At 36.2% G+C, this 22095-nt stretch carries 25 protein-coding genes; 24 read left to right on the top strand and 1 reads right to left on the bottom strand.

What is annotated here, in order from left to right:
- Positions 1-15 precede the first annotated feature (15 nt).
- The 4 genes from A2290_04465 to A2290_04450 are packed head-to-tail and all read left to right on the top strand — an operon-like array spanning position 16 to position 4385.
- Entirely contained in the window at positions 16-1971 is a 1956-nt protein-coding gene (locus A2290_04465; protein ID OGC16332.1) for a phenylalanine--tRNA ligase subunit beta, read from the top strand.
- 48 nt (positions 1972-2019) lie between these two features.
- On the top strand, positions 2020-2721 hold the full coding sequence (locus tag A2290_04460) for a hypothetical protein (GenBank protein ID OGC16331.1): 702 nt from the start codon (positions 2020-2022) through the stop codon (positions 2719-2721).
- 57 nt (positions 2722-2778) lie between these two features.
- Positions 2779-4050, top strand: a complete 1272-nt coding sequence (locus A2290_04455) for a hypothetical protein (GenBank protein ID OGC16330.1) — start codon at positions 2779-2781, stop codon at positions 4048-4050.
- A complete protein-coding gene (locus tag A2290_04450) occupies positions 4050-4385 on the top strand; it encodes a hypothetical protein (GenBank protein ID OGC16329.1) in 336 nt (111 codons plus the stop codon). The genes A2290_04455 and A2290_04450 overlap by 1 nt, the downstream gene beginning before the upstream one ends.
- 42 nt (positions 4386-4427) lie before the next feature.
- Here A2290_04450 and A2290_04445 read toward each other — a convergent pair whose 3' ends face one another.
- Positions 4428-6191 (bottom strand): hypothetical protein, encoded by a 1764-nt coding sequence (locus tag A2290_04445; protein OGC16328.1) that lies wholly within the window; start codon positions 6189-6191, stop codon positions 4428-4430.
- A gap of 275 nt (positions 6192-6466) precedes the next feature.
- On the opposite strand from A2290_04445, the gene A2290_04440 reads away from it, so the two are divergent.
- From A2290_04440 to A2290_04345, 20 genes are all read left to right on the top strand, one after another.
- Positions 6467-7204 (top strand): hypothetical protein, encoded by a 738-nt coding sequence (locus tag A2290_04440; protein ID OGC16327.1) that lies wholly within the window; start codon positions 6467-6469, stop codon positions 7202-7204.
- Positions 7205-7222: 18 nt separating this feature from the next.
- Positions 7223-8023: a flagellar basal-body rod protein FlgG gene (locus A2290_04435; GenBank protein ID OGC16326.1), complete on the top strand. Its 801-nt coding sequence runs from the start codon at positions 7223-7225 to the stop codon at positions 8021-8023.
- Positions 8024-8046: 23 nt separating this feature from the next.
- Entirely contained in the window at positions 8047-8769 is a 723-nt protein-coding gene (locus A2290_04430) for a flagella basal body P-ring formation protein FlgA (protein ID OGC16325.1), read from the top strand.
- Positions 8770-8785: 16 nt separating this feature from the next.
- Positions 8786-9403 (top strand): hypothetical protein, encoded by a 618-nt coding sequence (locus A2290_04425; GenBank protein ID OGC16324.1) that lies wholly within the window; start codon positions 8786-8788, stop codon positions 9401-9403.
- A 31-nt stretch (positions 9404-9434) separates the two neighbouring features.
- Complete coding sequence (locus A2290_04420; GenBank protein ID OGC16363.1) at positions 9435-10559, top strand: hypothetical protein; 1125 nt, start codon at positions 9435-9437, stop codon at positions 10557-10559.
- A 4-nt stretch (positions 10560-10563) separates the two neighbouring features.
- On the top strand, positions 10564-10836 hold the full coding sequence (locus tag A2290_04415; GenBank protein OGC16323.1) for a hypothetical protein: 273 nt from the start codon (positions 10564-10566) through the stop codon (positions 10834-10836).
- Between the two features lie 21 nt (positions 10837-10857).
- The gene (locus A2290_04410; protein OGC16322.1) at positions 10858-11586 is read left to right on the top strand and encodes a hypothetical protein; all 729 of its coding nucleotides are present in this window, start codon (positions 10858-10860) and stop codon (positions 11584-11586) included.
- The gene (locus A2290_04405) at positions 11579-11863 is read left to right on the top strand and encodes a hypothetical protein (GenBank protein ID OGC16321.1); all 285 of its coding nucleotides are present in this window, start codon (positions 11579-11581) and stop codon (positions 11861-11863) included. Before A2290_04410 ends, A2290_04405 begins: the two co-directional genes overlap by 8 nt.
- A gap of 21 nt (positions 11864-11884) precedes the next feature.
- On the top strand, positions 11885-12289 hold the full coding sequence (locus tag A2290_04400; GenBank protein ID OGC16320.1) for a flagellar basal body rod protein FlgC: 405 nt from the start codon (positions 11885-11887) through the stop codon (positions 12287-12289).
- Positions 12290-12324: 35 nt separating this feature from the next.
- The gene (locus A2290_04395; GenBank protein ID OGC16319.1) at positions 12325-12678 is read left to right on the top strand and encodes a hypothetical protein; all 354 of its coding nucleotides are present in this window, start codon (positions 12325-12327) and stop codon (positions 12676-12678) included.
- A gap of 68 nt (positions 12679-12746) precedes the next feature.
- On the top strand, positions 12747-14378 hold the full coding sequence (locus A2290_04390) for a flagellar M-ring protein FliF (GenBank protein ID OGC16318.1): 1632 nt from the start codon (positions 12747-12749) through the stop codon (positions 14376-14378).
- Positions 14375-14959 (top strand): hypothetical protein, encoded by a 585-nt coding sequence (locus A2290_04385; GenBank protein OGC16317.1) that lies wholly within the window; start codon positions 14375-14377, stop codon positions 14957-14959. Before A2290_04390 ends, A2290_04385 begins: the two co-directional genes overlap by 4 nt.
- Positions 14959-15711, top strand: a complete 753-nt coding sequence (locus A2290_04380) for a hypothetical protein (GenBank protein ID OGC16316.1) — start codon at positions 14959-14961, stop codon at positions 15709-15711. Before A2290_04385 ends, A2290_04380 begins: the two co-directional genes overlap by 1 nt.
- Positions 15712-17022: an EscN/YscN/HrcN family type III secretion system ATPase gene (locus A2290_04375; protein OGC16315.1), complete on the top strand. Its 1311-nt coding sequence runs from the start codon at positions 15712-15714 to the stop codon at positions 17020-17022.
- A 16-nt stretch (positions 17023-17038) separates the two neighbouring features.
- Positions 17039-17518: a hypothetical protein gene (locus A2290_04370; GenBank protein ID OGC16314.1), complete on the top strand. Its 480-nt coding sequence runs from the start codon at positions 17039-17041 to the stop codon at positions 17516-17518.
- Between the two features lie 173 nt (positions 17519-17691).
- The gene (locus A2290_04365) at positions 17692-18270 is read left to right on the top strand and encodes a hypothetical protein (GenBank protein OGC16313.1); all 579 of its coding nucleotides are present in this window, start codon (positions 17692-17694) and stop codon (positions 18268-18270) included.
- Positions 18271-18353: 83 nt separating this feature from the next.
- A complete protein-coding gene (locus A2290_04360) occupies positions 18354-19025 on the top strand; it encodes a hypothetical protein (protein OGC16312.1) in 672 nt (223 codons plus the stop codon).
- A 192-nt stretch (positions 19026-19217) separates the two neighbouring features.
- On the top strand, positions 19218-20465 hold the full coding sequence (locus A2290_04355; protein OGC16311.1) for a serine hydroxymethyltransferase: 1248 nt from the start codon (positions 19218-19220) through the stop codon (positions 20463-20465).
- Positions 20466-20522: 57 nt separating this feature from the next.
- Positions 20523-21203: a cell division ATP-binding protein FtsE gene (locus tag A2290_04350; protein OGC16310.1), complete on the top strand. Its 681-nt coding sequence runs from the start codon at positions 20523-20525 to the stop codon at positions 21201-21203.
- Entirely contained in the window at positions 21203-22093 is an 891-nt protein-coding gene (locus A2290_04345) for a hypothetical protein (protein ID OGC16309.1), read from the top strand. Before A2290_04350 ends, A2290_04345 begins: the two co-directional genes overlap by 1 nt.
- Positions 22094-22095 lie beyond the last annotated feature (2 nt).

The following is a 22095-nucleotide window of genomic DNA, read 5'->3' as shown; positions in this document are numbered from 1 at the left end:
AAGGATTAAAAAAACATGAAAGTTCCTATAGAGTGGTTAAAAGATTTTGTCAATATAAACATAAAAGCAGATGAGCTTGCTTCTTTACTTACTATGGCGGGACTTGAGACCTCTGTTTCTGCCGGCAATTTTCTTGAGGTTGATATTTTGCCGAATAGGGGAGATTGCCAATCTGTTTTAGGTGTTAGCCGTGAAGTTTGTGCTGTAACAGGAGCAAAATCAAAAACCTCAAAAACAAAGATTAAAGAGATAAAAGAGAAAATTTCATCATATCTTAGAGTTGATGTAAGAGATAAAAAACTTTGTCCGCGCTACATGGCCAGGGTCATCAAAAATGTAAAAATAAAAGAGTCTCCTCAATGGCTTAAAGAGAGGCTTGAATCTTGTGGAATAAGATCGATTAACAATGTTGTCGATGTTACAAATTATATTCTTTTAGGGTATGGTCAACCTATGCATGCTTTTGACGCAGACAAACTGCAAAGTTTGAGTGGAAGCTTTAAACAGATAATTGTTCGAAGGGCTTCTGATTGCGAACCATTTAAGACTTTAGATGGAGGAGAACATAAACTTACAAGAGATATGCTTGTCATTGCAGATTTAGAGAGAATTGTTGCTATTGCTGGCGTTATGGGTGGGAAAAATACAGAAGTTTCTGATTCTACAACGACGATTGTCTTGGAATCAGCTTATTTTAACCCTCTTTCGATAAGCAAAACTTCAAAAGAGACCAAATTAAGAACCGAATCTTCGGCCCGCTTTGAAAAAGCAGTTGATTGGAACATGGTTGGACGGGCTTTGGATCTTGGAGCTCAATTAATTGCGGAGTTGGGGAATGGAGATGTTTTGTCTGGAATAATTGATATAGCAGAAAAAAGAAGCGCTCCCAAAATATTGGATCTTAGATTTTCTAGACTAGAACAATTATTGGGAATTAAAATTTTCCCGGAAGTTGCCGTAAAGATTTTAAGGAGATTGGGATTTAAAATTATTAAAAAAGATAATAAAAAATTAAAAGTGGAAGTTCCAAGCTTCAGGATTTCGGATATTGAAAGAGAAATTGATCTAATAGAAGAAATCTCGCGTATAAATGGGTATGATAAAATTTTAACTACGATGCCTACCTTTATTAAAAAATCTTTAGGTGATGATACTTTGGATAAGGTATCTTACATAAAAGAGATTTTGGCAGGATCAGGCTTATATGAGGTTCAAACTTTTAGCATAGTAGATCCAAACAACGCTGATGGTTCAGCTTTAAAGATATCAAACCCAATGACATCCGAAGCATCTGTTATGAGAACCGATATTATTTCCGGACTCTTGAAAGTTATTTCTCATAATATAAGGCATCAGATTAATGATATAAGGATTTATGAAGTCGGGAAAATTTTTATGCCTGGAACTCCTCATCAAGAAAAAGATATTATAGCGGGCGCTATAACTTTTCCTAAATCATCTTATTTTGATGTTAAGGGGATTGTTGAAAACTTGCTTTATGAGTTTGTAGATTGTTTTTATGTTTCATCAGTTAACAATAACCTCCTTCACCCAAATGAGTCCGGCGAAATTAAAGATATCGGATGGTTTGGCTTGTTGCATCCTGAAGTTTCTAAAAAATGGAATTTTAGACAGGATATTTTTGTTTTTCAATTAGACCTGACGGCGTTGTTTTTGGCAAAAAAAGAAAAAAGGTATTCCAAATTACCTAGGTTTCCTAAAGTTGAGAGAGATTTGGCCATGTTTGTTTCATCAAATTCTTCTCATCAAAAGATAGTTGACCTCATTAAAAAATTTGGGGGTGAGTTTTTGGAGGAAGTGGAATTGTTTGATATTTACAAAAACAGCAGAGCCTATAGACTATCTTTTAGAGATAAAAACTCAACATTGACAGATGACATTGTGAATGAAAAATTTAATACTATTCAAAAAGCTTTGGAAGAGCATTTGGGCGTGGAGATAAGGAGGTAGCCTGTGTGATTTGAGTTTTTTTAAGTTTTTTGGTATAATTAAACTATTATGAAGAAAGTTTATTTAGAAGCTGAAAAGAGAGAACTATTAGGAAAGAAGGTTAGTGGTTTACGTAAAAACGGTGTTATTCCTGCTATAGTGTATGGTCATGGAATGGAATCTTTTCCTATTTCTGTACCTATTAAATCCTTTGTCAAAATTATAGGTGGAGATGTTGGAAAAAATGCCATTATTGACCTAAAAATTAAAAACGATACATTGCCTGTTCTTGTCCATGATGTTCAAAGAGATGTTTTAGGTGAAGACATTTTGCATATTGATTTTTTCCGTATCCGTATGGATGAAAAAATTAAAACAAAAGTGCATGTAGAGCTTACAGGGGAGTCTATCGGGGTTAAAGACGAAGGTGGTATTTTGGTACATAATATTAGAGAGCTTGAAGTTGAATGTTTGCCGGATAGAATACCTGAAAAGTTTGAATTTGATGTTTCTTTATTGAATATAGGGGATAGTATTTTAGTTTCTGACATTGAAGTTAAAGAAGGCGTTAAGATTCTGGCTAATCAGACAGATTCTATTGTGCATATTTCTGCTCCTGCGAAAGAAGAGGTTGTTGCTGCTCCTGTGGTTGAAGGCGCGCTTCCTGCGGAGGGTGAGGGATTGTCCTCTCAAACGGAAGCTAAATCAACAGAGGGTGCGACTTCAAAAGAGGGAGATAAATCTTCCACTTCTGAAAAACCTAAAAAATAATACTTCAAATAAAAGTTCTACAAGATTTCCTTTTACCGTTACGATATAATAAATGCCATGGCTCAAGATATGTCAACCCAGTCTGGAGGCGTTCATCCTGGAAAACCTATAATTTGGCCTTCTGGCAAGAGTGCGCCTCAGGCTCAGACTGTTAATCAAACTCAGATAAGTGGGAATGTAAAAGGATCTGTTTCCACAGGTTCTACAACAGGCGCTGCACCTACCACTACTGTTTCTCAAACTACGGGGACAACAACAGCTTTACCTCCAACACAGGCTGCAAATATTGCCAGACCATTAACTATTGCGGATATAAAACAACATCTTCTACAGCTTCAGATACCTGATACAGATTTTAATGTTAAGCTTGCTTCTTTAATGCTTAAAGATGGTTTGGAACTTTCACAGGTGAATTTTGTAAGTATATTATCTTTGCTTCAAGGGACGAATAAAAGTTTAAGTATGCAGGAAGCAGCCATTATGCTTACCATGAAAGGGATAGATTCTCCTGAAGCATTGCAGATACTTGGTAAATTTTTTGCGGAAAATCCTCAGATTGCTTCTCAACTTGTTGCACTGCAACAAGGCTTAACTAATCTTGGTTCCGCATTGGGCATAAGTAAAGGTTTATTGGATACTAATCTTGTCTCTCAGCTTGGGGCTCTTCTTGCGCAGTTTGATGAAGCAGTTTCTGGATTTACAGGCAAACAATTTAAAGTAAACAACAAAAATCTTCTTAATGATATTAAAGCTTTAAAAGCTTTATTAACGGAGGTTCAAGGAAAAGCAGAGAATTCTGGTTCTGCGGAAGCTCAAGTTTTACAATCAAGTTTGGGGCAATCTATGAGCAAACTTAATGCGGTTATAGAGAACTTGGTTGCTCAAGCTTTATTGTCCCAAAAAGGAAAAGAGGACGTAAATTTCCTTTATAAGCAGGTTCCTAATTTGTCAGCAGATCCGCCAAAAGATTTGGAAATAGTGATAAAACGGAACGGTGATGAAAAAAATTCAACTTTTGATTACGAAAATTCTCAGGTTGTTTTATCCCTGCAAACAGCAAATCTTGGTAAAATGGTTTGTTCCGTTTATGTGAAGGCAAAAAGAGTTTATATTGTTTTTGTTTTTAATAAAAAAGAATATGGTGATGATGCAAGTGAGATAATAGCAAGGGAATATTCTGAGCTTCAAAAAAAGCTTGTTCAGAGTGATTTTATTGTTTCAGGGTATCAGATTAAAATTGATCCTGCCATGTGCAGCGTAAAGCCATATTTAATTCCTATGCTGCCTAAGCTTGGCGCTCAATTAAAGAGGATTGATTTGGAGGCATAATGGCTGAGTTTGAAGATAAAGAAAAAAAAAGGGCTGTAGTTGCTTTAAGGTATGATGTTGATAAAGATAAAGCCCCCCTTGTTTTAGCTGCGGGGAGTGGTCCTATTGCTGACGAAATATTAAGAATTGCGGATGAAAACAAGATTCCTCTTTATGAAGATCCTGATCTTGCGCAACTCCTCGCAAAACTTGAGATAGATACAGAAGTTCCTCCCGAACTCTACACTCTTGTTGCCGAAGTTTTATTTTTTATTTATAAACTTGATAGAATGGCGGAGAAGAGAGAGAAACTTATATCCAAAATGAGAGAGACAGAGAAGGAAAAAAAGAGATGAAAAGACGATGTTTTCTGCCTCAAAAAATCAGGCTTAGGCAGCTTAATCCTCATTGATTTTTCTGATTCTGGGCCAGTGCTGTGTAAAAATCCCCCAACCGTCAGAAGTTCCAAAAACCTTTAAATATTTTAGCCAGTAAGTATCTATCCTTAGTAAGTGATCTTTAAGACACTTTTTGGCTTTTGCGTTTCCTTTTTCTGCTGCATCCAAAACAATAAGAAGGACTTTTTTATAAGCTTCTTTCCCTTCGGAGGTTTTAGGGAATTTGTCGCTATTTAATAAAGCATATAAATCTTCCCATCTTAAACAATCATACAGACAAAGTTCAAAAATCTTGTAAGCTTCCATATAGCCTATGTATTCAGAAGGAAATTTATAGAACAGGAAGTCTGTTATAATAAATATATATAAATTTTTTGTTGCAGATGTTTTTGCTTTACGTATTAAAAATTCTAGTATTGTTTTTATTGGCAAAAACATCTTTTTCCTTGTTGATCCTGAAGATTTTTTCACAAAATCAATTAACATTGATAGCAATTTTTCTATGTTGTCCCTGCCAACCAATGGCAACGATCTTTCAAGAAGTGCAATGTCATTAAGATGCATAACATAAAACATGTCTTTTTCTGAAATTAAGAATTGAAATAATAATTGAATAGCTTCATTGTCAAGCCCTTCTGCTTGTTGTAAAATTTTTCGAAAAACCTCATCTTTAAGTCCCCATAGACTTTTTCCCGCTTTAACAGAAGATTCTGTTTTTACAAGAGAATAAAGCTGCGACAAATTAAGAGAACTTGTTATGTGTTTTAGGTCTCCGTGAGAAGATGCTAATTGTGTAAAATCTTTTTTTCCCATTTGTGGCAGGTAAGAGCATAAAAAATTGCTGGCTGCTAAATTGCCGGTTTTTGCCAAATCAGATATTCTAAGTAATTTATCGCGGTTTTTTGTTTTTAATAATGAAAGTAGAAATCTTCTCTTTGTTTTGGTCAGAAGAATTTCCCATGCTTGGGGAGTATCGATATCCATTAAATTTTTAATTTGCCATCTTTTAAGAAAATGACCGTTTGTTATAATTGGCATTGGTTGTCTTAGGACTATGCTTTTGCAAGGAGAATCTTCTGTAAGGCTTGTTGGGGGAATACCATTTGTCCTTGGTTCTGTTTGGGTTATATTAAAAAATGGCGGGGGCAACATTAGTTCTGGTTCTTTTTTTGTTTGGGGCGTACCATTTCGTATAACATGTCTAAATGATATTGTTGCTCTTTCTTGTTCCCCAAAACTATTAATTCCGGATAGTTCGAATTCAATAATATTGTAAGGGGAAAGCAAAAAAGGTTCCGTATCGCAGTCAAGTAATACCTGCTCTTGTCTTCCTTTGTAGTTGTCGTATATAGTGAGGCGGCTATGATTGGAAAACACTTTGAGAGCAAAACATTGATTGTCTCTATCAAAATATATAGAAAAAAATTGCTTAGGAAGAAAACTATCTTCAATCATTATATCTGCGGCGCCATGTTCATTTGATGGGATTTTTTTCCCAATTGTTATTTCATTGTATTGAGTTAAGAAAATTTGAATTGTCCCTATTGAAAGAAAAGCTACTTCATCTCTTTTTACTCTGCCAACTACTTCATTTTCTTTTTTAACTTTAACATCAACTGCATGTCTGCTCAATGATGGAGATATATGTACTTTTACTCTTCCGCTCTTAAATGATCCCAAAAAAGTTTCGATATAGGTTGTTCTTCCTAGAATAAAATTTATTGTTCGGCTGGTGTCCCATCCACTCCCTCTTAGTACTTTCATTCTGATTTATCTCCTTAAACACAATACATTAGTTATTCTTAATTAATCCCGATTATTTTCCCCAATAAAGATAATCGGGGTTAAGCTTTGATTCCCCTATAGTTTATTATCAGCAAAAGAAGAGTTTAATTTCAAAAAAAACATACAAAATTTTAATTGATTTTGTCTTTTCAAGTGGTATAATAATTCCAGTTTTATTGAGTAATCTGCTGATCTTTCTCATTCTTAATGCAATGATGATCGTTTGACCCGAATAGAAGAAAACAGGAGGAATAATGCAGCGCGATCCAATTTTACAAATTGGGGCGGAAGGCTTAGCGTCTACAGATGAAAAAATGCAAAGCCTTATTAACCGCATTGTTAATGCTGAGACTCCTGGTTTTAGAAGTTCAGATGTAACAATACGATCTTTTCCTCTTGAATTAGAAGCCGCGGAAAAAAAGCTTTCAACCCAGTCTCCAAAAGTTGATGGGACTTTTTATAATTATGCTCAGGGGACATTTGTTCGCACGGGTAAAAATACTGATTTTGCCATAGGAACGCCTGGTTTTTTTGTTCTGTTTTGTCCGTGGGGAGAAGGGTATTCTCGGGATGGTAGGTTTATGGTTAATCCGGAGGGAGAAGTTGTAACTGTTGTTGGCGGTTATAAGCTCATGGGACAAAATGGGCCTATACTTGTCTCTCCAGGAAGCAGGATAGATATTTCAGAAACTGGTGAACTTTTGGTCGATTCGGAAGTTGTTGATAAAATAAGAGTTGTTGACTTTGAAGATAACCAGTCTCTTGAGTCTTTAAATGGGGTTATTTTTAAAGATCCGACAGGGAATTTGGCATTAAAAGAGGTTGATAATCCTAAAATTCTTCAGGGATACGTAGAATCTTCCAATGCAAGTGTTGTCGATCAGATGGTGGAAATGATTTATATAAACCGTATTTATGATACAAATACGAAAATAATTCAAACTCGTGACGGTAATTTATCTCAAGCCATCGGAATGGGAAGAGTTCAATAATTAAGGAGGGGTATTAACATGTTTCAACCTTTATATGTTGCTGCGACAGGCCTTTCTGCTTCAGAAGATGAATTATTAGAGATAACCAATAATCTAGCTAATGCTAAAACTCCCGGGTTTAAGGCAGGACGGACTGAAATGGAAAGTCTTCCATATGTGCAAAAATCTTTTAAAGATATGTTAGCTGTTCAAATGGCTGCATATGATAATTCTTCGAATGTTATTCCTGAATTTGGCACAGGGGTTCGTGTGGCTGCAACACCGAAAGATTTTTCGCAGGGGACTCTTGAGCATACAACCAATCCTTTGGATGTTGCTATTTATGGAGAAGGTTTTCTTCAGGTTAAAATGCCGGATGGGTCCATAGGTTATACACGAGCAGGGCATCTTAGGGTTGACAATGAAGGGAATTTGGTAAATGCTGATGGACATTTTCTTGAACCTTCTATAGTTATACCCCAGGGAACAACATCTATTGTAATTCGGCAGGATGGAGTTGTCTTTGTTTCTATAGATAATGCAATTTCCCAGACAGAAATAGGTCAGCTCTCTCTTGTTAAATTTTCAAATCCCGGAGGATTAAGGAGCCTTGGTCAAAATCTTTATGCGCAGACCCCATCATCCGGAGATCCGATTAACGGTTATCCTGGAGATGAAGGTTTTGGAACAATAACTCAATATTCCGTAGAAGCTTCAAATGTTGATGTTATTTCTGAAATGATGAGGATGGTTATGGTTCAAAGGGTTTTTGAGACCATAACCAAAGCTGTTTCAGGGTATGAAGGGATGTTGACTAATCTAACAAGGATGAAAGCGTAATTTATAGTAAAAGGTTTGACTTTATGTTGAAAAATATAATTATTTTAATTTTTTTGTCTCTCTTTTTTTTCACCGGTTATTGTTCTGGTGATTCAAAAGATTTAATTGACAGCAAAATAGAATCATCGATAAAAAAATTTGTCTTTTCAAAAAAACCTGAATGGGCAAAAGAACAAATTAGCGTAAACTTTATCAAAACTCAGGCATTAATGGACATTTGTGATGGAAGAGAAAATATTGAGATTACGATCCCGGAAGATTATAAGCTGTCAAAAATAATGACTCATATGATTATTCCCTTTGTTGTATCTTCAAATAAGGTTGATCTTGGAAAGGAATATCTACAGGTAGATATTGGAATCTTTAAAAATATTGTAGTGGCAAAAAAGAAAATCATGAAAGGTTCTATTGTATCTGCTGAAGATATAGGCCTGGAAAACAAGAATGTGTCTTCTTTACAACAAAATTACTATGCTAGTATGAAAGATGTTTTAACTAAAGTGGCAAAAGGAAATATTAGTGAAGGGGCAATATTATACAGTTGGATGTTAAAATTAAAACCTGTTATTGCGAAAGGTGAAAAAGTTACAATCTTGGTTCCGGTTGAAACTCTTTTGGTGGAGGCGTTTGGAATTGCTTTAGAAGATGGGCAAACGGGGGATATTATTAAAGTGAAGCGTGATAATTCAAAAGAGACATTTAATGCTGTTGTATTAAATAATGGGGTTGTAAAGGTCAGCTTATGATAATAGGAGATGAATTTTGCGCATAAAAAAACTTTTAAATATATTTTTGATGTTTATATTTTCGTTGTTTCTTGTCAATTTTATTTTGTTTCTTCCTGTTTTTGCGGATTCTTTATGGAATCAAAATTCTCCTTCGCCTTATTCATCTGAAAAGACCTATAAAATTGGAGATATTATAACCGTTCTTATAGTTGAAAATACCAATGCTAAACATAAAGCAGGAACAGATACTGATGTTAAGGATGATATGAGTTTTAAATTTACACATACAATTAATAGTTTAATTCCTCTTATAGATCAAAATAATTCCGCGGCATTTAATAATGGCAACAAGTATTCAGGCAGCGGGTCAACTCAAAGAGCGTCTAGCGTTACGGCAAAGGTTGCAGCTATTGTTATGGAGGTTTTACCCAACGGAAATATAAGCATAGAAGGAAGCCATAAAATAAGCATCAATGATGAAATGCAAGAAGTTGTTATTTCAGGTATTGTTCGCGCAAAAGATATTACAGCTAACAATGTTGTATATTCTTATCAAATTGCCAATGCTAACGTATCTGTCACGGGAGTGGGAGTTGTGCAAGAAGCGGAAGATCCTGGATGGTTGACCAGAGTTTTAAATTGGTTGTTTTAACATGAAAAACAATAAAAAACATTATATAAATATTAAGTTAAGCGGTCTTAGGGGTATAATTTTGTTTATTGTTTTTATTTTGGGATTTGGGATTTGGAATTTGGAATTTGAATCCTGTATTGCTGCTCCTCCCGTTCGTATTAAAGATATGGCCAGTGTTCTTGGAGCAAGAGAGAATCAAATTATGGGATTTGGTTTGATTGTTGGTTTGAAAAATACGGGAGATTCTGTTTCTACAGGTTTTACTCAACAAGCAATGAACAATCTTTTGTCAAAAATGGGGATGGCTCCCCAAATAGATTTTAAAAGTAGAAATGTTGCAGCCGTTATGGTGACTTGTAACTTGCCCCCGTTTATTAGATCAGGACAAAAGATGGATGTTACCGTATCTTCTGTTGGGGATGCCACTAGTTTGGGTGGGGGGACGTTGCTTTTAACTCCCTTGCAAGGGCCTGATGGTAATGTTTATGCTACTGCACAAGGGAATATTTCCATTGACTATGATACAATTATGCCAAATTTGTCTACGGTAAGAAAGAACCATGCAACGACAGGAAGAATTCCGGGTGGGGCGTTGGTAGAAAGAGAAGTTCCTGTTACTATTGCCGAGCAAGGGTTTGTTTCTATTGTATTAGATGAGCCTGATTTTACGACAGCTGATAGGGTTGCAATAGCCATAGAAGAAGGTGGGTATGCTGCACGTGCAATTGATGCCGGGACTATTAATGTTACGGTTTTAGGAACTGAGGACGCGTTGAGAACTATTGCCGATATTGAAAATATTACTGTTGTGCCGGATAGTATTGCAAAAGTTGTGATAAGTGAACGGACAGGAACAATTGTAATGGGAGAAAATGTTAAAATATCAGAAGTTGCGGTAAGCTATGGAGGGATAAATGTTACAGTGGGTCCTGTAAACTTATATTCCGAAGGTCATGCAGATGCGTATAATTCTGCTTCCGATACTATGAGAATACAAACAAATGTCAATCTTTCGCGTTCTGACAGTTCAATTCTTCTTGTCCCTTCTTCATCGCGCTTATCTACTTTAGTTAAAGCATTAAATGCTATTAAAGCTAAGCCTCAGGAGCTTATTGCTATATTGCAGGCGATGAAGAAGGTCGGTTCACTAAAAGCGGAATTGGAGATAATATAATAAAATGATAACTGGTGAATCTATTAGTAATAAAATATACGGACAGAATAATCAGATTCCTCAAAAATTTGGGCATACTAATCAAATTGGTTCAAATGAAGTATCATTGGAGTTTGCTACAATATTTTATAAAGAAATGTTAAAAGAAAGTTTTAAAGGTGATTTTGGCGGGTTTGGTGAAGGACATTATTCCTCTATGGCAAAAGATTTTTTTATAAATACTTTGGCGCGGGAGCTAGCGGAAAAAAATTCGGAGTTTATATCCGATACAAAATAACATAAAGAAAGGATATTAGAATTGACTATAGATAAAAAAAATAAGAATTCATTGAGAAGAAAAATGCCTAGGTCTGTTGAAGCATACATGCCGCTTGTACATTCTATAGCATCAATGGTTTCAGGTAAAGGATTGCCCCCTTCTGTTGATTATAATGATTTAGTTTCTGATGGGACTGTTGGATTAATGAAAGCGTGGGAAAATTTTGATCCGTCACGGGGTGTTAAGTTTGAAACATATGCGTCCTACAGAATTCGTGGTGAGATTCTTGATGGATTGAGAAATTATAGTCCGGTTCCTTATAGAATACAGGTTATGATTCGTGATTTGGCTAAAAAAGGATATAAAGCTGCTGTTGTTGAAAAAATGAAGGAGCGAGAGGAAGACATAGAAAAGAAAAATCTTTCTGAAAAGGATTTTAAAGTGGCCGTTAAAAAGATTAAGAAAATTGTTTCTGCTTCAGCTCTTATGTATTTGCTCTCTTTGGAAGAAATTGTCAGTTTTAAAGAAGTTCAGGTTTCTTCGGAAAAGGGTCCTGTTGAGGATTTGGAATTTAATGAGCTTCAGGATAAACTTAATGTGTGTCTTGAAAAGCTGCCAATTCAACATAAGCAAGTTATGGAACTCTTTTACAGAAAAGGATTTAATCAAAAAACAATTGCAAGTAAACTTGGTTTATCACGGCCAAAAGTTTGCAGGTTAATTGATAAAGGGATAAGATTTTTGCAAAAGGAGCTTAAGCATGTTTGATCCTGCTTATATCAGTTTAAAGGGGGCATTGGGAGAGACTATCATAAAGCAGGAGGTTGCTGCCCATAACTTAGCAAATATAAATACCCCCGGGTTCGAACCTAATACCTTTGATGAAGTTTTACAAAAAGTTATAAAAAGAGAAGACAAAAAGATTACTGTAGAACAAGAAATGGATGAGATCTCGCAGAATGTGTTAAGGTATTCTTCTTTAGTAAAATTGTTAAGTTATAAAATAAACACATTAAAGACAATTGCTTCACAAGGGAGGAGATAATCTGTGAGCCTTAAGCATGCTATGGATGTGAGTGTGTCGGCTATAGAGGCCGAACGCTTGAGGATGGAAGTAATATCTTCTAACATTGCAAATATAAATACCACTCGCAGTTTAAACGGTGGGCCATACAGGAGGCTTTCTGTTAGTTTGTATGAAAAAAACATCTCTTTCTCTGACGCTTTAAACCTTGCCGAAAAAAGATTAAATGGTGTTGGAGCTAAAATAGTGGAAGATACAACCCCTTTTAAAAAAGTTTATAAGCCTTCTCATCCTGATGCGGATAAAGATGGATTTGTTGAAACGCCTAATGTTGATCTTGCGTCGGAAATGGTGGATTTAACTGAAGCGTCGAGAGGATATGAAGCTCAGATAACAGCATACAATGCAACAAAAAAAATGATTCAGGATTTGATACAGTTGCCTTAGTTTTATAAGTTTAAAGTGTGTAGGAGGGGATTAACATGGTTGAGCAGATCAATCCTTTGGAAATCAGATTAAATAAACTTTTAGATGATGATTTTAATGTCGCTCAGGTTTTGCCAGATTCAGCTCCTTACGACGGAGTAGCTTTAAATAGTACCACAAGCAAAAATATTTTTGATGATGTATTGGCAAAAGCCATAGATGCACTACAAGGAGTTTCTCAGACAGAGGCGCATGCTAATCAACTTATGGAAAAATACGCTAGAGGTGAAGCCAATTTGCAAGAAGTGATGTTTGCTGCGTCTGAGATGGGAGTAATGGTTCAATTGGCTACAACGATAATAACTTCAGTGGTAGGAACGTTTAAAGAAATTACTCAGATGCAGGTATAAAGGGAGATAGGAAATAGAAGACAGAAAACAGCAAATAGTTTATCTCTTTAATCGAAAAGGGGGATTAAATGGCAGAGACGGGAAGTACTAGGGGACTGACTTTAATAAGTAATAGAAGATTACTTGTAATAATTGGCGTTGTTATTGCTGTTGTTTTGATTGTGTTTTTGTGGTCATTGCGTGGTTGTGTTTCCGGAATAAAAAATCAAAACAGCGGATATTTAACTATTTATACCGGTTTGGATTTAAAAGATACTGCTAATGTTGTTTCACGCCTGAAAGAATTAAAAATACCTTATGAAGTAAAAGAAGAGGGATCTGCGATAGCTGTTCCTAAAGATAAATCTGATGAAGCTAAATTGGGTTTGGCCGAAAAGAATCTTCCTATTGGTGGTTCTGTTGGATGGGAACTTTTTAATGAAACGCGTATGGGAGCTACCGATTTTGACAGAAGAATTCAACTAATACGCGCAATTTCAGGTGAGCTTTCAAGAACAATTAAAAGAATAAGAGGGGTGGAAGACGCACACGTTCAAATAGTTCTTCCTGAAACTAAATTGTTTGAGGTTACAAAATCTCCCGTGACAGCCGCTGTGTTGTTAAAGATTACCCCTGGAGAACGTTTAACTCCTGAACAGGTTGGGGGGATAGTTAAGCTTGTTTCTCACAGCGTTGAAGGGCTTTTATCTGAAAATGTGACAATCGTTGACAATGCAGGAAATATTTTGACTTCTGATTCAACTTATATGGAAAAAATTCCGACGGCAAGCGAACTTATAAAAAAGACGGTTCAAGCTCCTATAGAACAAGAAATTATTAAAAAAGAGGGATTGGAAGAGACAATACCTAATAACGAAGTTCAAAAATCAGAAAAAGCGGCAGGGAGTGAAAACATTATAGTAAAAGGGGAAGAAGAGAAGCCTGAAAGCAGTATAAATACAAGTGAAGTTAAAAATGAGATCGTAAAAAACGAAGAAAAAAATATAGAAGTTATAGAACAATTTCCTAAAGTTGAAAAAAAGATTGCGGATTTAACGGATTCTGATAAGAATGTTTTGAAAATGAAGGCAAAAGAAGAATATGAAAGACAACTGACGGCTAAAGCTCAAGATCTTTTAAATCAGTTTTATCCCGAAGATACTATAATTGTTAGAGTAAATGTTAATTTTGGTCAGCCTCCAAAAGGAAAGAAGGAGTCCAAGCTTAAAATAAATGCGGGATCAGGATTTATTTATGTTCCAATTAAAGATATAGTAGTAATGACCTTGGTTGATGAAAATTTGGATCTTACTCTGAGAGTTAGAAAATCTACATATCAAACCATAGCAAGAGCCGTAGATTACGATAGGGCCAGAGGCGATAAAATAATTTTAAAGAGAGTCCCTTTTCATTATGCTGAGTTTCCGGAACAAAAAGAGGAATCTAAATTATTTGGTTTTGTTATTCCTGGAATAAAACTTAATCTTTCTTACGTTTTATTGAGTGGGATTTTTATTCTTGTTTTTGTATTTATTATTCTTGTTGTAAGGCGTAGAAGACTTTCGGGGAGAAGAGAGAAAGAAGATGTAGTGTTTGAAAAAGAGGCTCCTACTGAAGGGGAAGCTACAGCTACTGTAAGAAAAATTAAAGATTTGGCAAAAAATGATCCGGAAAAAATAGCCAGTCTTTTGAAAAAATGGCTTACGGAGGCGGAAGGGTGAAATTAACAGGAAAAGAAAAAGCAACTATATTTCTTTCGATTTTAGGATCAGATACATCTTCGGCAATATTGCGTTATTTGCCGCCTGATTTAGCTGATCTTATTGCTTCATCCATAAGTCATTTACCTACACCTACACCTGAGGCTTTAGGTGAGATTTTTGAGGATTTCCAGAGTTATTTTGCGCTTCCTTCTTCTAATAAAAAGTATAAAGATGTAAAAATACCTGAACTATCTAAGATGGCTCAGCCTTCAAATAATCTTGTTTCTAACTTTGATGAAGAGTTTATTTACGGTAAAGATTTAAAAGAGACTGAAACTGTCCCTTTGGACAATTTACCCCCGAAAGAGAAACTTCTATCTGCGGATGCCAAAAAAATTGCAAACATTCTTTCGGAAGAAAAACCTCAGGTTGCTGCTTTTGTTTTAGGGATGTTTCCTTTTATGAAAAAAGAGGAGATACTTATGGAGATGACTGTAAATAGGGATCAGGTTGATGAATTAATTCCTAATTTAAAACAAACGCCGTTTACTTTAGATCTTCAAGAGAAACTCACTTCTTATTTTGCGGAGAGGGTTTAGTGGGGCTTATAAAGCGGTTAAATATTACGCAAACAGGGGAGATTTTACTTGAGAAGAAACCTATAAGAATATCCAAAGATTTACCCCTCGATTTTGGCTGGGGACAGGATTTGCGACAAGAAGAAAATACAACTTTTAAGGAAGAGGAAGAAATATCTGAAGAACAATCTTTTCCTGATGTGATTTCGGATGAAGAGAAACTATCAGAAGCTGATAAACAGGCCAGGGGGATTATAGAGGAGGCTAAGCTGGAAGCCAAAAAGATAAGAGAAGATTCACAAAAGAGAGGGAGGGAGGAGGGAAAAAAAGAGGCTACTGAAAAAATAAAAGATGCGCTTTCAACCCTTAACCAAGCGGTAAAAGAGCGCAAAGAGATAATTAAAGATGCTGAATCTGAAATATTGAGGCTTGCGTTGAAAGCGGCCGAGCAAATTATACATTCTGAAGTCTCTTTGCATCGTGATGTTTGTTTAAATGTGGTTTCTGATGCTATAAACCGGGTGTCGGACAGGGAACAGATAATTATAAAAGTAAACAGGGAAGATGCTGACTATATAAAGCGTTATAAGGATAGATTATCTGGACTTGTTGATGGAGTAAAAAGTTTGTCGATTCTGGAAGATAGCCAGATAGAACCTGGTGGTTGTATTATTGAGACTAATCTTGGGTATGTTGATGCTAGAATTTCTACGAAGATAGAGGTTTTGGGGGAAGCTTTAAAAAGGGCATCAGAAGAGGTTGAAGCTGTTTAAATGGTAATTGATATTGAAAAGTATTACCGTGCTATCGAAAAGACAGATCTTATAAAAGTTATAGGCAAAGTAGTTCAGGTTGTGGGGCTTATAATAGAGGCTCAGGTTCAGGGTGTTTCTGTTGGAGACTTATGTGTTATACGGGTAGAAAAAGAGGATCGTGAATCTTATGCTGAGGTTGTCGGTTTTAGGGAAAAGAGAGTTTTATTAATGCCCCTTGGTTCAACTTACGGTATATCTCCAGGTTCTCAGGTCCTGGCTGCAGGAAGGCCTCTTATGGTTCAAGTCGGTAAACATGTATTAGGTAGAGTTTTAAGCGGACTGGGGGAACCCATTGATGGAAAAGGGCAAATTGTCGGAGAAAAAGACAGATCCCTTTTTGCAGAACCTCCGGACCCTGTAAAACGTCCCAGAGTAACAGAAATATTAAAAGTAGGGGTTCGCGCTATAGATGGGTTATTGACTATTGGGCGAGGCCAACGCATGGGTATCTTCGCAGGGTCTGGCGTTGGCAAATCTACACTTATGGGTATGATTGCACGTAATGCGGAAGCAGAAGTAAACGTTATTGCTTTAGTTGGAGAGCGTGGAAGAGAAGTAAGAGATTTTATAGAAGAATCTTTAGGCGAAGAAGGGTTGAAAAAATCTGTGGTAGTTGTTGCAACCTCCGATCAGCCTCCACTTATTAGGTTGAAAGCGGCTTTTGTCGCGACTGCGATTGCCGAGTATTTTAGAGATTTGGGTAATAAGGTTATTTTAATGATGGATTCTGTTACAAGGTTTGCAATGGCTCAGCGTGAAGTGGGGCTTGCGGCCGGCGAACCTCCGACAACCCGAGGTTATACACCCTCTGTCTTTGCATTATTGCCAAAACTGATGGAACGATCAGGCACATCTGTTGTAGGCTCTATTACTGCTTTCTACACTATTTTAGTTGAAGGTGATGATTTTAATGAACCTATTGCTGATCAGTGTCGTTCTATTTTAGATGGTCATATTATGTTATCCCGTGATCTTGCAGCCAGAAACCATTATCCTGCGATTGATGTTTCCCACAGTGTTTCTCGTCTTATGACAAATCTTGTGAAAGATGACCATAAGGGGGCAGCCGCAAAATTAAGGGAAGTTCTAGCTCGATATAATGAGGCGGAAGATCTTATTAATATCGGAGCTTATGTGAAGGGGAGTAATCCAAAAATTGATTATGCTTTATCTAAAATAGACGAGGTGAATAAGTTTTTGCAACAAGGGACTTTTGAACAGATTGATTTTAATGAAACGGCTAAAAGGCTGGTAAAAATCTTTAAATAATCGGGTTAGAAAATAAATGGCAAGAAAAATAAAAGCGGGCAAATTCAAATACACTTTAGAAACTGTTTTAAAGGTGAGAGGAATTAGAGAAAAAAAAGAACAGGAAAAATTTGCTGAAAAAAACAGGGAATATATAAAAGAAAAGAAAAAAGAAGATGAATTAAGGGATGAAAAGAAAGACCAGGAAAACACCTTAAGAAAAGTTTTTAAGTCAGGGCCGATCTCTGATTTTGGGGAAGTGATGCGCCGCCATTCTCATTTGGGCATATTAAAAGAAGATATAGAAAAACAGGTTGAAAAAGTTATAGATGCAAGCAAAAAACTGGAAAAACAGAGGGAACAGCTCGTTAAGTCGATGAAAGATAAAAAAATTATGGAGAAAGATAAAGATAATACAAAGAAAAAACATACAAAATTAATGCAAGATTTAGAACTTAAATTTTTAGATGAAATTGCCACACAAAGATTTCAACGGGATCAGAGAGAAAAATCTTAACCCCGATTATTCACCCCAGAATCAATAACTAACAAATTGTCAAACATTACTTACGGTATGAATAATCGGGGTTAAGACTGTTTGAAATTCCTCCTAATAATCAGGGTTAAATTATATCCGGATTTTTTGCAAATAAACTGAAATTTTTTTATTTTTTATTCGAATTGTTTTATATGACACTGTTTATTCCTACTATAGATATAGGCACGGCATCATTTAAAGGATTAAGAAGATTCTCTGCTCTCCCCCACGAATCATTGAAATTTCAGGGGCCTCTTGCTGTTCCACCATGGGAAAAAAAATCTAATCTTTCTGTGGAAATAAAAGAGGATATTTTTGTTTACTCTTCTGTCAGTCAACTTTCTAGAAGTAATTCTTTTTGTGAAGAAGTTCTGGTCAGGAGGTCGTTTGAAGAAGGGACTTTTCCCGCGCTTGTTAAAATTTACTATAGGGGGGAATTTCATCCTTTTACTTCTGCAACAAAACTAAGAATTGCAAAAGCCGTTGCTAGGGTTGAACGAAGTTCAACTTCTCCTATTATTAGCATAGATTTTAAGGAGACTTCATCTTTAATTAGGTTTCTTGAGAAAGATAATGTTTTAACTCTTCTTGAGGAATTTCTGGAAAAGGCAAACCTTTCTTTTATTTCTGTAGAGTTTATAACAAAAGATATTGAAGCTAATGGTTTTGGCCTTAAGCGGGTTAAATTATTAGGTATGCGTATATCTGGAGAATCCAAGGTTGTAAGATAAAATATCGCGCCATGTTTTTTACTGAAATTTTCTTTATCAAAGATACGAAGATAATTTGTTATAAATAATAAGGAGGCATATTTATGATTGGAGCTGCTGGAGTTATAAGAGGTCAGAGTTATATTAGAATGGGACAAAAAATGGTTTACAGGGCTGAAAGTATTATTGTTCGAAATACTGGTAGGAATGAGTTTACTTCTGAAGGTGAGTTTTGTGATCCAGTAAAAATAGCCGAAAATGCTCGATTGGACAATGTGTGTGAGGCGATTCAAAGAGCCGGGTTAAGTATGGATTTCCTTGGAAGAATAGATTTGTTAAACAGAATATATGATCTTCCTAGCGATTTTAGAGGCGACCTCCTTTCCGTCTTTTCAAGAGAAGAAAGGAGTACGGTAACTACAGCTCTTTCTCAAGTTTTAGAAAAATATCCGACTAGTGGAAAGTATTTTGATCTTTTACAAGAAATTCGAAGTACTCCCAATTTTGAGGTGGCGGCGGATAATCTTTTTTTAAAGTTAAGACCTGGTGATTTTGCTTTCTCAGTATCTGCTATTCCTTTTTTTCTGTTTCCTGATAAATCTGAAAAGATAGTAGATAGTGGAAGATTAGTTAGAGAATTTCCTCGCCTTTCTTGGGGGAAATTAGGGGATGTGCTTAAGGCTCAACCACAAGTTGGAACCGTTTTAAGCTTTGAAGCCTTTATTGATCAAGTAGCTATGTCTGTGAGTACTATGGATTCGCGGTCTTTAGAATGATTACACGAATAGCATAAAATTTGTCGTGGTTTTCTAAGATTTGTTAATAAATGGACCCCGATTATCCTAATCGGGGTCCATAAAATGGAAGCCGAGACGTGATGAATTCTTTTCTATTTCCTTGCTGCCTCTTTATATTTATGTTAAAATTTCAAAAAGGTTTATATTTTCTTAAAGGAGATGGGTTTTAAAATGCATTTTGATTTGGAACATCTTCGTAAAGTGGATCCTGAAACAGCAAAATCGCTTGACCTTGAATTTGAACGCCAGCAAACACATATTGAACTTATAGCATCCGAAAATTTTACATCGCGTGCGGTTATGGAAGCTTGCGGCGCTGTCATGACAAATAAATACGCGGAAGGTTATCCCGGAAAGCGTTATTACGGAGGATGCGGTTGTGTTGATATAGCGGAAGATTTGGCTCGTGATCGCGCAAAAAAATTATTTGGCGCAGATCATGCGAATGTACAGCCTCATTCAGGTTCCCAGGCCAACATGGCCTCTTATTTTGCATGTTTAAATCACGGTGATACCGTTTTAGGTTTGAACCTTTCTCATGGAGGGCATTTGACTCATGGTAGCCCCGTTAATATTTCTGGAACATATTTTAAGTTTATCCCTTATGGTGTAAATAAGGAGACAGAATTGATTGATTATGATGAACTCTTAAAACTTGCGAAAGAATATAAGCCAAAGATGATCGTGACAGGGGCGACGGCTTATCCCAGAATAATAGATTTTGAAAAGTTTAGAAAAGTTGCCGATGAAGTAGGGGCTATTTTATTGGTTGATATTGCCCATATTGCAGGACTTGTTGTTGCCGGCCTCCATCCTTCTCCTGTTCCTTATTCGGAAGTTGTTACAACAACTACCCATAAAACATTAAGAGGGCCGCGAGGGGGAATGATTTTATGCCGCGAAGATTATGCGAAAAAAATTGATAAAGCTGTTTTTCCTGGGAATCAGGGAGGGCCTTTAATGCATATAATTGCAGCAAAGGCGGTTGCTTTTAAAGAAGCGGGAACCTCTGATTTTAAAAAATATCAGGAGCAGATTATTAAAAATGCGCAAGCTCTTTCGCAAGCTTTGATAGATAATGGCTTTAGGCTTGTTTCAGGAGGCACGGATAACCATTTGATGCTTGTTGATTTACGACCTAAAAAAATAACTGGGAAGGAAGCGGAGAGGGTTTTAGATGAAGTTGGGATTACGTTAAATAAAAATACAATCCCTTTTGATCCGGAATCTCCGTTTGTTACTTCCGGCGTCAGAATAGGGACTCCCGCCATGACAACCCGTGGAATGAAAGAGGCGGAAATGAAATATATTGCGGACTTTATATCAAGGACAATAGAAAATAAAGATAGTGATTTAAAGAAAAAAGAGATTCGTGAAGAAGTTAAGAGCCTTTGTCTTAGGTTCCCTTTGTACATTTAGAATAAAAAATGGGATTAAGTGGCAGACCGACATAACAGTCCAAACGAAAAATAAACAATGATTGAATTTAAAAATGTATCAAAAATATATTCAAACGGTGTGGAAGCTCTTTTTGATATAAATCTTCACATAGGCAAGGAAGAATTTGTTTTTATTGTTGGTCCATCCGGCGCCGGCAAGACTACGTTGATGAAGATGATCTACAGGGAAGAATTGCCGTCTTCAGGCAGAGTTATTGTAGATAAGGTGAATGTTACTACTTTAAATCCTGAGCAAGTCCCTTTTTTGCGAAGAAATATAGGAATTGTTTTTCAGGATTTTAAACTTTTGCCTAAGCGTACCGTTTATGAAAATGTGGCATTTGCTCTTCAGGTGACATCTGCAAAGCGTTCTCAAATTAGGCGTCGCACCATGCAGGCCCTTGAACTTGTAGGTATGTTTAAAAGAGTGAGTTCTTTTCCGGAACAACTATCCGGAGGGGAAAAACAGCGAGTTTGCATAGCTCGTGCAATTGTTAATAATCCTACAATTTTAATAGCAGATGAACCTACGGGAAATCTTGATCCTTCTACATCATGGGAAATTATGGAGCTTTTAGATAAAATTAATTGTAGAAATACAACAGTTCTTGTGTCAACTCATAACAAAAATATTGTTGACAACATGAAACGCAGAGTTATAGCGTTAGATGCTGGAAGAGCAATAAGAGATCAACAGTTAGGAGTGTATAGTCACTGATGACTTTAGGAGATATTGAGTTTTTTATAGTGGAGGCTTTTCGTGGGATTAAGCGTTCTGGTCTTATGAGCTTAGTCGCAATTGCCATTGTTACTGTTTCTCTTTTTATTTTTGGGTTCTTTCTTATATTTATCTCTAATCTGGGCCATATAGCATCAAACATTGGCACAAGATTGGATATGGTTGCTTATGTTGACAGGGATTTGTCCTCTGATTCATCTTCGCGTCTTCAACTATCTATTGCTCGAATTAATGGCGTTGATGAGGTTAGGTATGTTTCTAAACAAGAAGCGTGGAGAAATTTTAAAGAAGATTTTGGGGGAAGGCTCAATTTAGATGATGTTGTAGACGCAAATCCTCTTCCTAACTTTTTTGCCATACGTGTGCGGTCTCCTGAATTGTTGCCTGACATTGCTAAACAAGTTGCAGGGTTTTCTGCAATTGATGAAGTTCGCTATAGCGGTAAACTGATAAAACAGATGGAAAGTTTTATTGAGGCAGTTCGTATTGGCGGCGCCGGTCTTGTTATATTATTATTTACAGCTACTTTATTGATAGTTGTTAATACTATTAGGCTTACTGTTTTGGCGAGATCTACAGATATATATATAATGAAATTGGTTGGGGCTACAAGTTCTTTTCTTAGATGGCCTTTTGTTATAGAAGGTATTATTATTGGTGTTTTAGGTGGGAGTATAGGACTTGTTGCTCTTAAAACTTTATATGAAGTTATACTTGAACGGGTACAGACAGCATTGCCTTTTTTACCTGTGATTAGTTCTGGCCCAATGCTTACTTTGATATATTCAACTGTTGTTGTTGCGGGTATTCTTTTGGGTATGTTTGGCGGATATATTTCAATTTCCAGAATTTTAAAAGATAAGGAGTAGAT

It is taken from the genome of candidate division WOR-1 bacterium RIFOXYB2_FULL_36_35 (assembly GCA_001771505.1).
Classification (GTDB): Bacteria; Margulisbacteria; WOR-1; order XYC2-FULL-46-14; family XYC2-FULL-37-10; genus XYB2-FULL-36-35.
Note: the sequence above shows the minus strand (reverse complement) of the source record. Positions and strands in the feature narration are given on the sequence as shown.

Coding starts and splice junctions, on each gene's coding strand:
- A2290_04465 (OGC16332.1), top strand. CDS start 16: ATGAAAGTTCCTATAGAGTGGTTAAAAGATTTTGTCAATATAAACATA.
- A2290_04460 (OGC16331.1), top strand. CDS start 2,020: ATGAAGAAAGTTTATTTAGAAGCTGAAAAGAGAGAACTATTAGGAAAG.
- A2290_04455 (OGC16330.1), top strand. CDS start 2,779: ATGGCTCAAGATATGTCAACCCAGTCTGGAGGCGTTCATCCTGGAAAA.
- A2290_04450 (OGC16329.1), top strand. CDS start 4,050: ATGGCTGAGTTTGAAGATAAAGAAAAAAAAAGGGCTGTAGTTGCTTTA.
- A2290_04445 (OGC16328.1), bottom strand. CDS start 6,191: ATGAAAGTACTAAGAGGGAGTGGATGGGACACCAGCCGAACAATAAAT.
- A2290_04440 (OGC16327.1), top strand. CDS start 6,467: ATGCAGCGCGATCCAATTTTACAAATTGGGGCGGAAGGCTTAGCGTCT.
- A2290_04435 (OGC16326.1), top strand. CDS start 7,223: ATGTTTCAACCTTTATATGTTGCTGCGACAGGCCTTTCTGCTTCAGAA.
- A2290_04430 (OGC16325.1), top strand. CDS start 8,047: ATGTTGAAAAATATAATTATTTTAATTTTTTTGTCTCTCTTTTTTTTC.
- A2290_04415 (OGC16323.1), top strand. CDS start 10,564: ATGATAACTGGTGAATCTATTAGTAATAAAATATACGGACAGAATAAT.
- A2290_04405 (OGC16321.1), top strand. CDS start 11,579: ATGTTTGATCCTGCTTATATCAGTTTAAAGGGGGCATTGGGAGAGACT.
- A2290_04400 (OGC16320.1), top strand. CDS start 11,885: ATGGATGTGAGTGTGTCGGCTATAGAGGCCGAACGCTTGAGGATGGAA.
- A2290_04395 (OGC16319.1), top strand. CDS start 12,325: ATGGTTGAGCAGATCAATCCTTTGGAAATCAGATTAAATAAACTTTTA.
- A2290_04390 (OGC16318.1), top strand. CDS start 12,747: ATGGCAGAGACGGGAAGTACTAGGGGACTGACTTTAATAAGTAATAGA.
- A2290_04375 (OGC16315.1), top strand. CDS start 15,712: ATGGTAATTGATATTGAAAAGTATTACCGTGCTATCGAAAAGACAGAT.
- A2290_04370 (OGC16314.1), top strand. CDS start 17,039: ATGGCAAGAAAAATAAAAGCGGGCAAATTCAAATACACTTTAGAAACT.
- A2290_04365 (OGC16313.1), top strand. CDS start 17,692: ATGACACTGTTTATTCCTACTATAGATATAGGCACGGCATCATTTAAA.
- A2290_04360 (OGC16312.1), top strand. CDS start 18,354: ATGATTGGAGCTGCTGGAGTTATAAGAGGTCAGAGTTATATTAGAATG.
- A2290_04355 (OGC16311.1), top strand. CDS start 19,218: ATGCATTTTGATTTGGAACATCTTCGTAAAGTGGATCCTGAAACAGCA.
- A2290_04350 (OGC16310.1), top strand. CDS start 20,523: ATGATTGAATTTAAAAATGTATCAAAAATATATTCAAACGGTGTGGAA.
- A2290_04345 (OGC16309.1), top strand. CDS start 21,203: ATGACTTTAGGAGATATTGAGTTTTTTATAGTGGAGGCTTTTCGTGGG.